The organism is Parundibacterium terreum (assembly GCF_014636315.1).
Lineage (GTDB): Bacteria > Pseudomonadota > Gammaproteobacteria > Burkholderiales > Burkholderiaceae_D > Undibacterium > Undibacterium terreum.
In genome coordinates, this window is record NZ_BMED01000001.1 from 174004 (window position 1) to 186888 (window position 12885).

General features: G+C 53.7%; 10 protein-coding genes. 6 read left to right on the forward strand and 4 right to left on the reverse strand.

Going from position 1 to position 12885, the window contains the following annotated elements:
• Positions 1–54 precede the first annotated feature (54 nt).
• The gene (locus IEW12_RS00790) at positions 55–2454 is read right to left on the reverse strand and encodes a TonB-dependent receptor plug domain-containing protein (protein WP_188564103.1); all 2400 of its coding nucleotides are present in this window, start codon (positions 2452–2454) and stop codon (positions 55–57) included.
• Between the two features lie 458 nt (positions 2455–2912).
• Between IEW12_RS00790 and trpS the strand changes: the two genes are divergently transcribed.
• The 6 genes from trpS to creD all read left to right on the forward strand — a co-directional run bounded on the left by trpS (position 2913) and on the right by creD (position 9625).
• On the forward strand, positions 2913–3998 hold the full coding sequence (gene trpS, locus IEW12_RS00795; RefSeq protein WP_188564104.1) for a tryptophan--tRNA ligase: 1086 nt from the start codon (positions 2913–2915) through the stop codon (positions 3996–3998).
• 62 nt (positions 3999–4060) lie between these two features.
• Positions 4061–4645, forward strand: coding sequence for a GNAT family N-acetyltransferase (locus IEW12_RS00800; protein ID WP_188564105.1), 585 nt, complete (start codon positions 4061–4063; stop codon positions 4643–4645).
• 45 nt (positions 4646–4690) lie between these two features.
• Entirely contained in the window at positions 4691–5908 is a 1218-nt protein-coding gene (locus tag IEW12_RS00805; RefSeq protein WP_188564106.1) for a winged helix-turn-helix domain-containing protein, read from the forward strand.
• 28 nt (positions 5909–5936) lie between these two features.
• Positions 5937–6686 (forward strand): two-component system response regulator CreB, encoded by a 750-nt coding sequence (gene creB, locus IEW12_RS00810; RefSeq protein WP_308789102.1) that lies wholly within the window; start codon positions 5937–5939, stop codon positions 6684–6686.
• 7 nt (positions 6687–6693) lie between these two features.
• On the forward strand, positions 6694–8142 hold the full coding sequence (gene creC / locus IEW12_RS00815) for a two-component system sensor histidine kinase CreC (RefSeq protein WP_188564107.1): 1449 nt from the start codon (positions 6694–6696) through the stop codon (positions 8140–8142).
• Between the two features lie 100 nt (positions 8143–8242).
• Entirely contained in the window at positions 8243–9625 is a 1383-nt protein-coding gene (gene creD, locus IEW12_RS00820; RefSeq protein ID WP_188564108.1) for a cell envelope integrity protein CreD, read from the forward strand.
• Between the two features lie 69 nt (positions 9626–9694).
• On the opposite strand, the gene IEW12_RS00825 is transcribed toward creD, so the two are convergent.
• From IEW12_RS00825 to IEW12_RS00835, 3 genes are all read right to left on the reverse strand, one after another.
• Complete coding sequence (locus IEW12_RS00825; RefSeq protein ID WP_188564109.1) at positions 9695–10783, reverse strand: threonine aldolase family protein; 1089 nt, start codon at positions 10781–10783, stop codon at positions 9695–9697.
• A 122-nt stretch (positions 10784–10905) separates the two neighbouring features.
• Positions 10906–11748: a LytR/AlgR family response regulator transcription factor gene (locus IEW12_RS00830; protein ID WP_188564110.1), complete on the reverse strand. Its 843-nt coding sequence runs from the start codon at positions 11746–11748 to the stop codon at positions 10906–10908.
• Complete coding sequence (locus IEW12_RS00835; RefSeq protein WP_229750841.1) at positions 11735–12796, reverse strand: sensor histidine kinase; 1062 nt, start codon at positions 12794–12796, stop codon at positions 11735–11737. Before IEW12_RS00835 ends, IEW12_RS00830 begins: the two co-directional genes overlap by 14 nt.
• Positions 12797–12885: the final 89 nt, after the last annotated feature.

Consider the following 12885-nt stretch of genomic DNA (forward strand, 5'->3'; position numbering starts at 1 on the left):
CATTGTTTCTCTCTCGGACAGCAATGACAGGATGGTTTGGAGATGTTCATCCAGTTACCACGTGTAGGCGGCTTTTGCATAGTAATAGCGGCCATTAAACCCATATGGTGAAAATGTGCTGTAAGGCAGTGTTCCGGAAAGGCTGTTGGCAGCAATCAATTTGTCGGGATATTTGTCGGTCAGGTTATCTACGCCAGCGGTCAAGGTCCATTTGCCGAAACGATAATTTGCCGACGCATCCAGCACCCAGTTGGCGCTGAAGGTTTGGTCTATGGTCGGATCGTTCTGCGGCGAGGTGAACTTGCCATAACGCGTTGCGAGACCATGCACGCCCCAATTGCTGAAAGCATAGTCTGCTCCCAGGCTCAACTTGTCTTTGGGAGCAGCGACAGTGGCCCGGTTAATAGTCTGCCGGTCTATGAGTGTCAGCTTGTTTTGCGTCAGCACGGCAGGATTTGCCGCGATGCTGCTGACACTGGTGTCGTTATAGTTGTAGCCCAAAGTCAGCGCCAGCCGGTCGGCATTGGATAGTTTGAACTGGTAGGTACTGACAATATCGACACCGCGCGTGCGGGTGTCCAGTGCATTGGTGAAGTAGCGCGCCGCGCCGACCAAGACTCCCTGGCTCGCCAGCGTTGCTTGCAACGAAGCAGGCAGAACCAGATTGCCGGAATAGAGAATCCGGTTGTCGATGTTAATCTGGTACAGGTCCACGCTGGTGGAGAAATTTTGTATAGGCTGGATGACTGCGCCGACACTGTAATTGTGTGATTTTTCAGCTTCCAGCGGCTTGGCCCCAAGCGCTTTTGCCGCTGCGGTGTTGACACCGAAAGTGCCGGTATCGATCAATTGCTGGCCTACATTAGGCAAAGTCAGGATATTGGTGGTGGTAATCGTGTAATTCTGCTGTGCCAGCGAAGGCGCGCGGAATCCCGTAGAAACAGCCGCGCGGAACGCGAGTGCCTTATTGACTTCATAGCGGGCAGACAGCTTGCCGGAGGTCACACTGTCGAAGTCGCTGTAATTTTCAGTCCGCAAGGCAAAAGAAGCGCTGAGCTGCTTGCTGAATTCAGTTTCCAGGCTGGCGTAAATTGCCGTGCTATGCCTGTCATTGCTGCCGGCGTTGCTAGGCTGGAAGCCGGAAAAACCCTGCGCGCCCGAGCCAGAGTAAGAAGCTGCCTCCCCGGCGCTGATTTCATATTTCTCGCGCTTGGCCTCCGCACCCAGGGCCAAAGTCACCGGCGCCGGCAACCAGGCAAAATCAAACTCCTTGGCGGCATCAAAATTGAGCAGAGTTTGAGAATTTTTCAGTTTTCCATCATGAAAGCGGGTAGGACTGGTAGCGCCCAGGCTCAGATTGACGGTGTTGGCGATGTTCAGGTCAAACGTATTGGAGCCATAGTTGACGCTGGCATCCCAGCGCCAGCCGTCAGCCCTGCCCCGTACGCCAGCGACGATATTCACATCGTCGCTAGTGCTTTGCTCTACAGGAAGAAAACCCTGCGGATACAGGCTGGAGCGCAGCGTGGTGCCGGTTGTCGTTGTATAAGCGGTGCGCCATGTAGCGGCAACGTCGCTGTTTCTGCGGCTGGCATTGGCGAAACCATACAATTCCACATCATCCGTTAATTGCAAGGCGCCATTTAGTCCAAAGCTGGTTTGCCTTGATTTGGGATCGCCCTGCACCTGCGTTACCAGGCCATATAAAGGCTCGGCTTTGTTGCGGAAGTCGGCGCCGGCCCGATTGGTTTGTTCCTGATTGCGCTGTTCCAGCGTGAAGCGCAGCCATCCTTTGTCGGTGAGGGCAACCCCAAAATTGGCACTCAGGCTGCCTTGCGCGCCATCCCCCTTGTCGTATTGTCCCAGGCTACCCTGGATTTCTCCTCCGGAGGTACCCTTCTTCAAGATGATATTGATGACGCCGGCAATCGCATCAGATCCATACTGGGCGGCCGCACCGTCGCGCAATACTTCTATCCTGTCGATCGCTGCGAGTGGAATCGTGTTCAAATCTGCCGGAGCAGATCCACGGCCAGCGGCACCGCTGACATTAACGACGGCGGTGGTGTGCCAGCGTTTGCCGTTGACCAGCACCAGGGTCTGGTCGGGCGATAATCCGCGTAGCTGGGCAGTTCGGACTGCGGAAGAGGCATCTGCAACCGCGGGACGGGGAAAGTTAAGCGAAGGCAGCAAGCGGCTCAGTACGGTCGCAAGCTCACTGGAGCCGGTGCTCTGCAGGTCTTTGCTGGTCAGCACATCAATTGGCGCCTCGGAATCCGAAACGGTACGTTTGACGGTGCGCGTGCCGGTCACTATCACGGTATCACCTTGATTTTTATCGGATTCCTGAGCCCACGCCGCTTGCTGAATACCTAACGTAGAGGCGATGGCGACGGCTAACAGCGATAGCGGATAATTTTTTCCTGCAGGTTTTCTTTGATGACGGATACTCATGAAATGCTTTTCCTTGGTCGATTTTGAAATGATCTTTGGAGACTCTGTTGAAGCCGGATCGCTTTGCTTATGAATGCTGAAACACTGGTGCCGATGATACGGACAGCCCAATGCCCGACAAACGAATGTTTTCGGCTATGCACATGCCGAAACCGGATATCAAGCTGTTAACTAAATGAATAAAGGGAGGCGGCTTGCGTAGAATGAATGGGCATTCAACTTGACAACCGAGCAAGCAAAAAGGCATGATGACGGGATGAACTCCGCGACCAAGACCAAATTTTCGATTTTGCAAGCCGTATATTGGCGCCTGGTATAAAACCGGACGGCAGACGAATCGCGATTTCTCCAGATTTCATTTCATAAAAATGCCGCCGTTCCCGAGCGGCATTTTTTATGCGCGAAGACATACACGATCAACATCAAGATCATTGAACAGCAGCATCACAGGAAACAACATGAGTGAACAGACTACTCCAGCGAATACTGCGAGCAATGCAGGCAGCAATGCAACCGGCAACGCAGCCAGCAATGTCCCCAGCGACAAGAACCACCTGATCCTGACTGGCGACCGCCCTACCGGACCATTGCATCTGGGGCACTTTGTCGGCAGCTTGCGCAATCGCGTCAAATACCAGAGCCAATACAAGCAGTTCATCATGCTGGCTGACGCCCAGGCGCTGACAGATAATATGGATGACCCTGCCAAAGTACATAACAATGTGCTGGAAGTGGCATTGGATTACCTCGCAGTGGGGATAGATCCGGCTCAATCGACGATCTTCATCCAGTCGCAGATTCCTGAACTGACGGAACTGACCTTCTATTACCTGAATCTGGTGACAGTTGCTCGCCTGGAGCGCAATCCGACCATCAAGCAGGAAATCCTGCTACGCAATTTTGAAAGGGATATTCCGGCAGGTTTCCTCACGTATCCCGTAAGCCAGGCAGCCGATATCACCGCTTTCAAGGCTAGCCTGGTGCCGGTCGGCGAAGACCAGATTCCGATGATAGAACAGACGAATGAAATCGTGCGCCGCTTCAACCGCCTGGCCAAGCGCGATATCCTGGTCGAAGCACAGGCTCTGGTCCCGGAAATCGGTCGCTTGCCCGGCATCGACGGCAAGGCCAAGATGAGCAAGTCCCTGGGCAACACAATCAACCTGGGCGCAACGTCGGCCGAGATCAAGGCTGCGGTCAAGATGGTTTATACCGATCCACTGCATTTGCGCGTAGAAGATCCAGGCCACCTGGAAGGCAATGTCGCGTTCATCTACCTGGATGCCTTCGATACCGACAAGGAAGGCCTGCAGGCGATGAAGGAACATTATGTGCGTGGCGGCCTGGGCGACGGCATGGTGAAAAAAAGGCTGGAAGGCATCTTGCAGGACATGCTGGCGCCGATACGCGAACGCCGCCAGGAATACGAAAAGGATCGCGGCCAGGTCTTGCAGATGCTGAAGCAAGGCACTGAAAGAGCGCGTGAAATTGCTGCGCGGACTACCGATGAAGTCAAAGCCGCAATCGGGCTGAAACACTTCTAAATTCACTGAATCAGAATCGGGCGCGCATTTGCAGCGCCCGTTTTTTTATTGGACACTTTATTATGCGGACATTTCCGTTCGTACTTCCCCGCTTGCAGACAGAGCGCCTGGAATTGCGCGCTATTGACAAAAGCGACATTGATGCACTGTTTGCGATCTTTGGCGACGTGCAAACCATGCGCTACTGGTCGCGCGGGCCGTATTCCTCTCCGGAAGAACTGCAATCCTATTTTGAGAAAACGGATCAGGCCTTTGCAGACAAGTCCCAGCTGAGATGGGGACTGGTGCGTCGTGGAAGTGAAGATGATCAGGTCATCGGCGTATGCAGCATGTACGCAATCGATTTAAATAACCTGCGCGCAGACATAGGCTATATCCTGAACCGCGAAATGTGGGGGCAAGGCTATATGCAGGAGGCTCTGGCCGCTATATTGGGTTATGCATTTGAAGTCATGGGCTTGCGCCGCATAGAAGCGGACATTGATCCCCGCAATGCTGCATCCATAGCGTCGCTGGAAAGACTGGGATTTCAACGGGAAGGCTTGTTGAAGGAACGCTGGCTGGTGAACGGCGAAATATCGGATTCCCTGATGATGGGTTTGCTGCGCTCGTCCTGGCCGCATTCTGCTGCCAAACCTTCGGTCTAAGCATTTCTTGGCCAAGATGTGGAAAACGCTCAACTTAATCCGCCCATGACGTCGCTATCCCTTGCCTCTGCGCGCGCGCTGCACCTTGCCGCGCAGGGTTTGCTGGCACCTCCGCGCGGCAAGGCCAGCAAGGAAAAAGTGCTCGCCAGTATACGCAATATGTCGGTGCTGCAGATTGATACTATCAATGTCGTCGCCCGCAGCCCCTATCTGGTGTTGTGGAGCCGGCTGGGCGATTATCGTCAGGAGTGGCTGGATGAGTTGCTGGCGGATGGCGCCCTCTTTGAATATTGGGCGCACGAAGCCTGCTTTTTGCCGATAGAGGACTACGGCCTGTATCGGCATCAGATGATTTCGCCGCAAGGGCTGGGCTGGAAATACAATCACAAATGGTTGGCTGATAATGCTGATTCTGTCGAGCAGATACGCAAGCATATCAAGCAAAATGGCGCGGCCCGCTCTGCTGATTTTGAGCGCAAGGATGGTAAAGCCGGCGGCTGGTGGGAGTGGAAGCCAGAAAAACGCTCGCTGGAGGTGTTGTTTACTACCGGCGAACTGATGGTGGCGCGCAGGCATAATTTTCAGCGTATCTACGATTTGCGCGAGCGTGTTCACCCGGCCTGGAAAGACAAGCGTGACCTGCGTCCGCAGTTGGATGGCCAGCGTGAACAGGTGTTGAAAGCCGTTCGTGCACTGGGCATCGCCAAGGCGAACTGGATCGCCGATTATTTTCGCATGGGCAAGCTCGATCCCAGCATCCAGGCCGCCGCACTGGCGGAGCAAGGCTTGCTGCTGACAGTGCAAGTGGATGGCTGGGACAAGCCGGCTTACGTACATCCGGATCACACTGACCTGCTGGAGATGGCTGTACAAGGAAAATTGAAAGCTACCGCGACCCGCATCTTGTCCCCTTTTGACCCTGTGGTCTGGGACAGGAAACGTGCGATAGAGCTATTCGATTTTGACTACAAGCTGGAGTGCTACACGCCTGAAGCCAAGCGGCGCTATGGTTACTTTAGCTTGCCTATCTTGCGTAAAGGACTGCTGGTTGGCCGCCTGGACGCAAAGGCGCATCGCAAAGACGGCATATTCGAGGTCAAGAGCTTGCATCTGGAGCCGGGCGTCCGAGTCAGCCAGGCATTGGCAACCGATATCGCGGCGGCATTGACCAGCTTTGCCCAATGGCATGGCACTCAACAGGTCCATATACAACTTTGCTCATCGAACGAATTTAAAAAAATGCTGATGGCGCTGTTGCCATAATTTTGTGCGAGACTCTTCCTGACAAATCATGATGAATGAACAGCCGCCGCCTTCCCGAAATGATGCCGCTGCGCTCATATTGCTGGTTGAGGATGAGCAAGCCATTGCCGACACAGTGATCTACGCCCTGGAAAGAGAAGGCTTTGCGGTACGCCACTGCCATCTCGGGCGTGACGCGCTGGCTGCCCTTTCGGCCCAGCAGCCGGACTTGATATTGCTGGATATCGGCTTGCCGGATGCCAATGGTTTTGATCTTTGCCGAAAATTGCGCGGCATCACCCAGGCTCCCGTTATCTTCTTGACTGCGCGCAATCATGAGATAGATCGGGTTGCAGGTTTGGAAATGGGCGCGGATGACTATATCGTCAAGCCGTTCTCTCCCCGAGAGCTTACGGCGCGGGTACGGGTAGTTTTACGCCGAACAGTGCGGCAGTTGCAGGCGGAATCCCTGCCCGTTTCTGTTCTTGCAAGCTCCGTCAACAGCATTAAGCTGGGTGCATTTGAATTTGACGCGGATGCCATGCGCATCTCTTGTGCAGGGAAAGTCCTCGACCTGACTCGGTATGAATATCAATTGTTGAAGGCGATGCTGGAAAGGCCGGGAGCCATCCTGTCGCGGGCCCAACTAATGGAAAAGGTCTGGCAAGATGCGCTGGACAGCGCAGATCGCACTGTCGATACTCACATCAAGACCCTGAGAGCCAAACTGCGTAGTGCCGCTCCGGAATTGGATCCCATCCGCACGCACCGCGGCTTGGGCTATTCCATCACGCCATAATACGACCATGAAACTAGGGCTACGTGTCTTTCTCGGCTATTTTCTGATTGTGGGTCTCGCTGCTCTCGTGGTTCAGCAGGTATTTCTGAAGGAAGTAAAACCTGCCGTCAGACAGGCAATGGAATCCACTCTTGTCGATACTGCCAATATTCTGGCTGAACTGGCAGTGCCGGATATGAAGAACAATACTATCGCAAATGGTGAGTTTGCCGCGCATATCAAGGGTTACAGCCAGCGCGGCATCGATGCCAGCATATGGGGCCTGCGCAAAAATAGCATGGACTACCGCGTGTATATCACTGATAAGAGCGGTAAGGTTGTTTTTGACTCGGCGGGCCAGGACCTGGGCAAGGACTACTCCCGCTGGAATGACGTGTATCAAACCTTGCACGGAAAATACGGCGCCCGCTCCACAAAAATTAATGCGAACGACGATTCAAGCTCGGTCATGCACGTTGCTGCTGCCATCAGGGACGGCGACCAGTTGATCGGGGTATTGACCGTAGCAAAACCAAATAGCAGCCTGCAGCCGGCCCTGGACAAGAGCGAGCGCATTATCCTGCGCTGGAGCGTCGGTCTTATCGTCATTTCTTTGCTGGTGGGCGGCGGGATGACCTGGTGGGTCAGCAATACTCTGGGGCATTTGCAAAGCTATGCACGAGCGGTCACGGCGGGAGAGCGGGCTGAACCACCCAAGCGGGGACCGCAAGAGGTGGTTGAGTTGGGCCGCCAACTGGAAGGAATGCGGCAGCAACTGGAAGGCAAGCAGTATGTGGAAAATACCATGCATACGCTGACCCACGAACTGAAGAGTCCTCTGGCGGCAATACGGGGCGCAGCAGAACTGCTCACAGATGAAAGCAAGGAGAGTGTCCCAGCCAGCGTGCAGCAACGTTTTTTGAAAAATATACAGGAACAGTCACTGAGGCTATCTGAGCTAGTAGAAAAAATGCTTGCGCTTGCTGCACTGGAAAATCGGCAATTTGTAGAACATCCGGAACCTGTGGATATACAAGCGATGCTGGCTGAAGTCGCGGGGCTGCTGGAGCAGAGGGCGAATCAGGCCGGTGTATCTCTGGATCTGCAATTGCCAGACAAGGCAATTCACATCATGGGCGATAAATTCCTGCTAAAACAGGCTTGCGCCAATCTTTTGGAAAATGCCATTTCTTTCTCTGCACCGGATTCCCATATTGAGCTTGGCCTGCAGCTTTCTGAGAATATCTTGCAAATCCGTATCCGTGATTTCGGTAGCGGTATTCCCGAATACGCGATGCCGCGTCTTTTCGAGCGATTCTATTCCTTGCCTCGGCCGGATGGCCAAGCCAAAAGCACGGGGTTAGGCTTATGTTTCGTGCGCGAAATTGCCCATTTGCATAGAGGCCAGATTAGATTATCCAACAATATGAAAGGCGGCGGCGTTACGGCAACTCTGGCTTTACCAGCGAAATCCTGATTGTTCGCTTCACACAGGCTTCACAAAAGTCATCCGTTTCTTCATCTTGTTAACACAGTGGCAATCTATAGTGGAATCTTCATATTTGATGGAGATAGCCATGAATCGGGCATTTATAGGGAAAGTATTATTGGTAGTGGGCTTGAGCTTCTCGATCCTGATCCCGCTGGAAATGATACGTGGAGTCATCAACGAGAGGGTTCAGCGCCGTCAAGAGGCAATCAGCAGTATCGCTGCGAGTTCAGCAGGTGAACAGATTCTGGCGGGCCCTGTGCTGATTGCCCCTTATGTCGATGTGGAGAATATTACCGATACCGATGCCCAGGGAAAACAGACGACGCGAACCAATCGCACCGAGGGAGTGACTTACCTCTTTCCCAAGGAGTTGCAGATGGATGGCAAGCTGGAGCCGCAAACCAGGTATCGCGGACTGCACAGGGTACGTGTCTATGAATGGCAGGGAAAGCTGAATGCTACTTTCAGCGATATATTGCCGCAGGCTGCAGGACGTACCTACGGAGCTGCCATGTTGAGTGTGCAGATCAAAGATGTACGGGGTATTGTGGGCTCCCCTCGCCTGACCCTGAATCAGCAGGTCCTGGACGTTAAAAACGGCTCGGCTTATGCCGCACTTGGCGGAATTCATGCGCGCGTACCGGCGCTGGTTGCCGGCGAACGGTTTTCGGGGCAAGTAAGCCTGCAATTGAATTTGTCCGGCACAGAAAGTCTTTCACTGGTGCCGCTGGGTGACAGCAACAAATTCACTATGTCTTCCAGTTGGAAACACCCGCAATTTGCCGGAGATTTTTTGCCACGCACCCGCACTGTCAATGACCAGGGCTTCCAGGCAAGCTGGGAAATTTCGGCCTTGGCCGCCAATACCCAACGCCAATTTTTGAGAGCTTCTGTCATATCAAAGCCCGGTGTTGCCGACGGCAGCAACGCTCAGCTGATGATGGATGCTTTGAGTGTTAATCTGGTTGAGCCGGTGAATGTGTATACGCAGACGGACCGCGCCAGCAAATACGGTTTATTGTTTGTGCTGCTTACTTTTGTCGGCTTCTTCATGTTTGAACTGATCAAGCAACTGGCGATACACCCGATACAGTATCTGCTGGTAGGTTTAAGCCTGACTATTTTCTTTTTGTTGCTGTTGAGTTTGTCGGAGCACATTCCCTTTGTGTACGCCTACCTCATTGCCAGTGTTGCTTGCATAGGTTTGCTGGTGTTCTATCTTAGCCACGTATTGCAGAGTAAAGCCCGTGGCTTCGGTTTCGGAGCGATGCTGACCGCCTTGTACGGCGCCCTGTACGGTTTGCTGGCTTCGGAAGACAATTCGCTTGCGATGGGTTCATTGCTGTTATTTGCCATCCTCGCAGTGATCATGGTTGTCACGCGTAAAATTGATTGGTATCAGATTACCAGCGGCAATAGCAATACATCTGCAAAAACAAGGCCGGATTTGTCTGAACTGAAGGCCTGATCTTTGTTTTCTTAGCGAGGGTACAAAAAACCAGGCAGGGCTAAGGACCTGCCTGTGTCAGCATTGACCTTATCCCACCAGCTGCCGAAAATACGGAATTACCTGTTCATTGCTCAAGGCAAGCAGGTTGTCACCGACATACAGTTCGGTGACGCTCCAGCCCGGCACTTCGGCCGGGCGCACTGTGCCGACGACCCAGCATTTCTCTTCTTCGGCAATCTTGTCTCTGACCGCCATGACTTTATCCTGGTGTGCGTCAAAATAGATATGCATCATATTGGTCTGCGGCACTGCAGGATTGACTCTGATGCCGGGGATGTTTTGCAAGCCCTCAGCCAGCGCGCGGCTTCGCTGCAGGCAGGCTTCCATTTGCGACAGGCGCTCGTCGAAGCGCATTGCGGACGATGCGACCATAGGGCTTTGGTGTACCAGGGTTCCGCCAAGGCGGCGCTGCCACAGGCGCGCGGTGGCGATGAAGTCTTCGTCTCCGGCCAGGACTGCGCCGGCAATGCCGCCTATGCCCTTGTACATGGACACATAGACTGAATCGAAGCCGTCCGCGATTTCCGCATGCGTCTTGCCATAAAAGGCCTGGCTTTCCCACAGGCGTGCGCCGTCCATATGCAGTGGAATACCGCGTTCCCTGGCCTTTTCCTTCAGCGCCTGCAACTGCTCCCAATCCGGAAGCTGTCCCCCTGAGTGGCGTATCGGCAGCTCAACCAGCAGGCAGGCCAGGCTCTGTTTGACCGCGTCGATGTCGGCGGCCAGTATGGGAGTCAGCCTGTCGCCGACCGGTACGCCGTGCAGTTTCAGCAGTGCCTGGTAGGCCTGTTCCTCGTGTCCTATCAGATGCGAGGTAGGATGCATGCCGAAACGTGGCAGGCCGCTGCGCTCAGCCCATAGCTGTACTGCGATCAGCTGCGCCATCACACCGCTGGGCATGAAGACTGCCGCCGGCTTGCCTAGCAGGGAGGCGATTTTTTGCTCAAAATTGCTGAGCAATTCGCCTTCGCCATAGATATCGTGCTCAATATGGTTCGTCTCGCACCATGCAGACATCGCACGGAACTCTTCCGCTGGGCTGAGCGTGTGAAAACCGGGGAAAACGAGCTCGCATTGGTGGCGTAGTTGCTGTCTTTGCTGGTTGATATTATTCATGGACTTGAAATTGGTGAGGTAATTGATGTGCGGAGCGCTTATTTCTGCGCTCTTGCATGCATCAGAAATGATGGCAGTTTGTAATGACGGCGGCTTAGATGGTGGCTTAGATGGTGATTTATTTAGCGCACCAGGGATTTGATCACTTGCCATTGGCGGCGGGATATCGGCAGCCGCTCATCGGTATCACGCAGTATGACTTGCCAGGATTCGGTCACTTTTTCCTGCTCGCTATCCGCATCTGCGACTTGCTGGGCCTGTTGCCGGCCATTTTTGTCTGCAGCGTGTGCTGCGATATGGCTTACCCGCTCGACGCCCTTGATGGCATTGCGCGCGATCAGGGCATTCCTGTGTACTCGCACCAATACATCCGCCATTTCTTCTTCTATGGACACCAGCGGCTCTTCCAGCAAGTAACTGCGCTCCCTGGTGTGCAGGGTCACATACTTTTGTTCCGCTTTCAGAAATAGCACTTCCGATACGGGCACCAGTAATACCCTGCCCCGCTCCAGCACGGAAAAATGACCGCGCCGCGCCGGCATTGCCGGAATGGCAGCTACGGTATTGGTTTGCTGGATAGTGGCCCTGATCAGGCTGGCACGTTTGATTGCCTCTTCCAGTCTGGAGGCGCGAACGGGCTTGAGCAGATAGTCCAGCGCATGCACGTCGAAGGCTTTTACCGCATATTCGTCATAGGCAGTGATAAAAATAATGGCAGGCGCTGCAGGCCCCATATTCTGGGTCAGATGATGCGCCAGCTCTATGCCTGTCATGCCAGGCATCTGCACGTCCAGCAGGACTATGTCCGGTGTGTTTGCAGTGATTGCATCCATTGCATCTTGTGCATTGACGGCCTCGCCTGCCAACTCGCAAGGACAGGTCGCCTGGATGTCTTGCAGCAGCGTAGCCAGTCGCTGCCTGGCCGGAGCCTCGTCGTCAACGATAAAAATCTTATGCTTGGGCATTTGCTTGCTTTTTATAGGGGAAATGCAATCTCACCTCGAACTTGTCCGCTACGACGCCAAAACTGAGATGAGCCTCCATATCGTAAAGCAGACTCAGCCTTTCACGGATATTATCCAGGGCCATATGATTTCCCCCCGGCACGTTTACGCTGTCATGGTAAGGATTCACAATGTGAATATCAACCTTATCCAGTTTGCGTTGTATGTCTACCACGATGTGGGCGGGCTTGCTTGACGGTTCCACTCCGTAATGCACCGCATTTTCCAGCAGGGGCTGCAATAGCAAGGTGGCGATTTCGCCCTGTTGCAAGTCCTGTTCGCTAAGATTGGCGATATTCCAGGTGACCTGCAGCCGTTCTCCCAGACGTATCTGTTCTATGGCCAGATACTGTTCACAAAGGCGTATCTCATCCCTTAAGCTCGCCATGTCGCGGGTGTCGCGCATCAATACACGGAACAGGTCGGCCAGATCCTCCAGCGTAGTTTCGGCGCGGCGCGGCTCAGTGCGTATCATCGATAAAACAGCGTTCAGGCTATTGAACAGGAAATGGGGGCGTATCCTCGCTTGTAGGGCCTGTAACCGCGCCTCGCCCAATGCGGGAGAATAGGCTCTTGTTCTTAGTTCAAAATAATGCTGGAACACCAGGCCGACTGCAAAGCAGATGCACATTGCGTAGCCGGCATGCAGCAGCGGATAGCTGTTGGCAAACCAATCCAGACCCGAGAAATAGCTTAACAGGATGCCGCAGACTGCAGCAGGAACCACGCCGCAAATTGCCCTTTGTACCCAATCCGGCGAAGGGTGGCGTAAGGACAGCCTTCTTATTCCACATAATAAAACCAATGAGAACAGGCTGATCGTTTCTACCAGCATGGCCATTTCTATAAAATCCTGCAGGATGTCCGCCTTTGCCTGTCCGCGTGACATCAGCGCAAGAATAACCATGCCGTTGACTGCAATCAGAGTCCGAAAAATGATGCCAATATTGCAGCAATCTGGAATCAGGGAGTCACTGCGTTCGGCTATTTTCTGTAAGGATGTAGTCATGAATACCGATGATTTACCCTGGTTTGCAGCTATGTATTACAGCTTCGGGTGAGAAAACGGAGCCCAGTGTCTTATAATAAAGGGATAAC

Excerpts from the sequence above, each read along its gene's own strand:
- IEW12_RS00790 (WP_188564103.1), bottom strand. The coding sequence starts at position 2,454 with ATGAGTATCCGTCATCAAAGAAAACCTGCAGGAAAAAATTATCCGCTA.
- trpS (WP_188564104.1), top strand. The coding sequence starts at position 2,913 with ATGAGTGAACAGACTACTCCAGCGAATACTGCGAGCAATGCAGGCAGC.
- IEW12_RS00800 (WP_188564105.1), top strand. The coding sequence starts at position 4,061 with ATGCGGACATTTCCGTTCGTACTTCCCCGCTTGCAGACAGAGCGCCTG.
- IEW12_RS00805 (WP_188564106.1), top strand. The coding sequence starts at position 4,691 with ATGACGTCGCTATCCCTTGCCTCTGCGCGCGCGCTGCACCTTGCCGCG.
- creB (WP_308789102.1), top strand. The coding sequence starts at position 5,937 with ATGATGAATGAACAGCCGCCGCCTTCCCGAAATGATGCCGCTGCGCTC.
- creC (WP_188564107.1), top strand. The coding sequence starts at position 6,694 with ATGAAACTAGGGCTACGTGTCTTTCTCGGCTATTTTCTGATTGTGGGT.
- creD (WP_188564108.1), top strand. The coding sequence starts at position 8,243 with ATGAATCGGGCATTTATAGGGAAAGTATTATTGGTAGTGGGCTTGAGC.
- IEW12_RS00825 (WP_188564109.1), bottom strand. The coding sequence starts at position 10,783 with ATGAATAATATCAACCAGCAAAGACAGCAACTACGCCACCAATGCGAG.
- IEW12_RS00830 (WP_188564110.1), bottom strand. The coding sequence starts at position 11,748 with ATGCCCAAGCATAAGATTTTTATCGTTGACGACGAGGCTCCGGCCAGG.
- IEW12_RS00835 (WP_229750841.1), bottom strand. The coding sequence starts at position 12,796 with ATGACTACATCCTTACAGAAAATAGCCGAACGCAGTGACTCCCTGATT.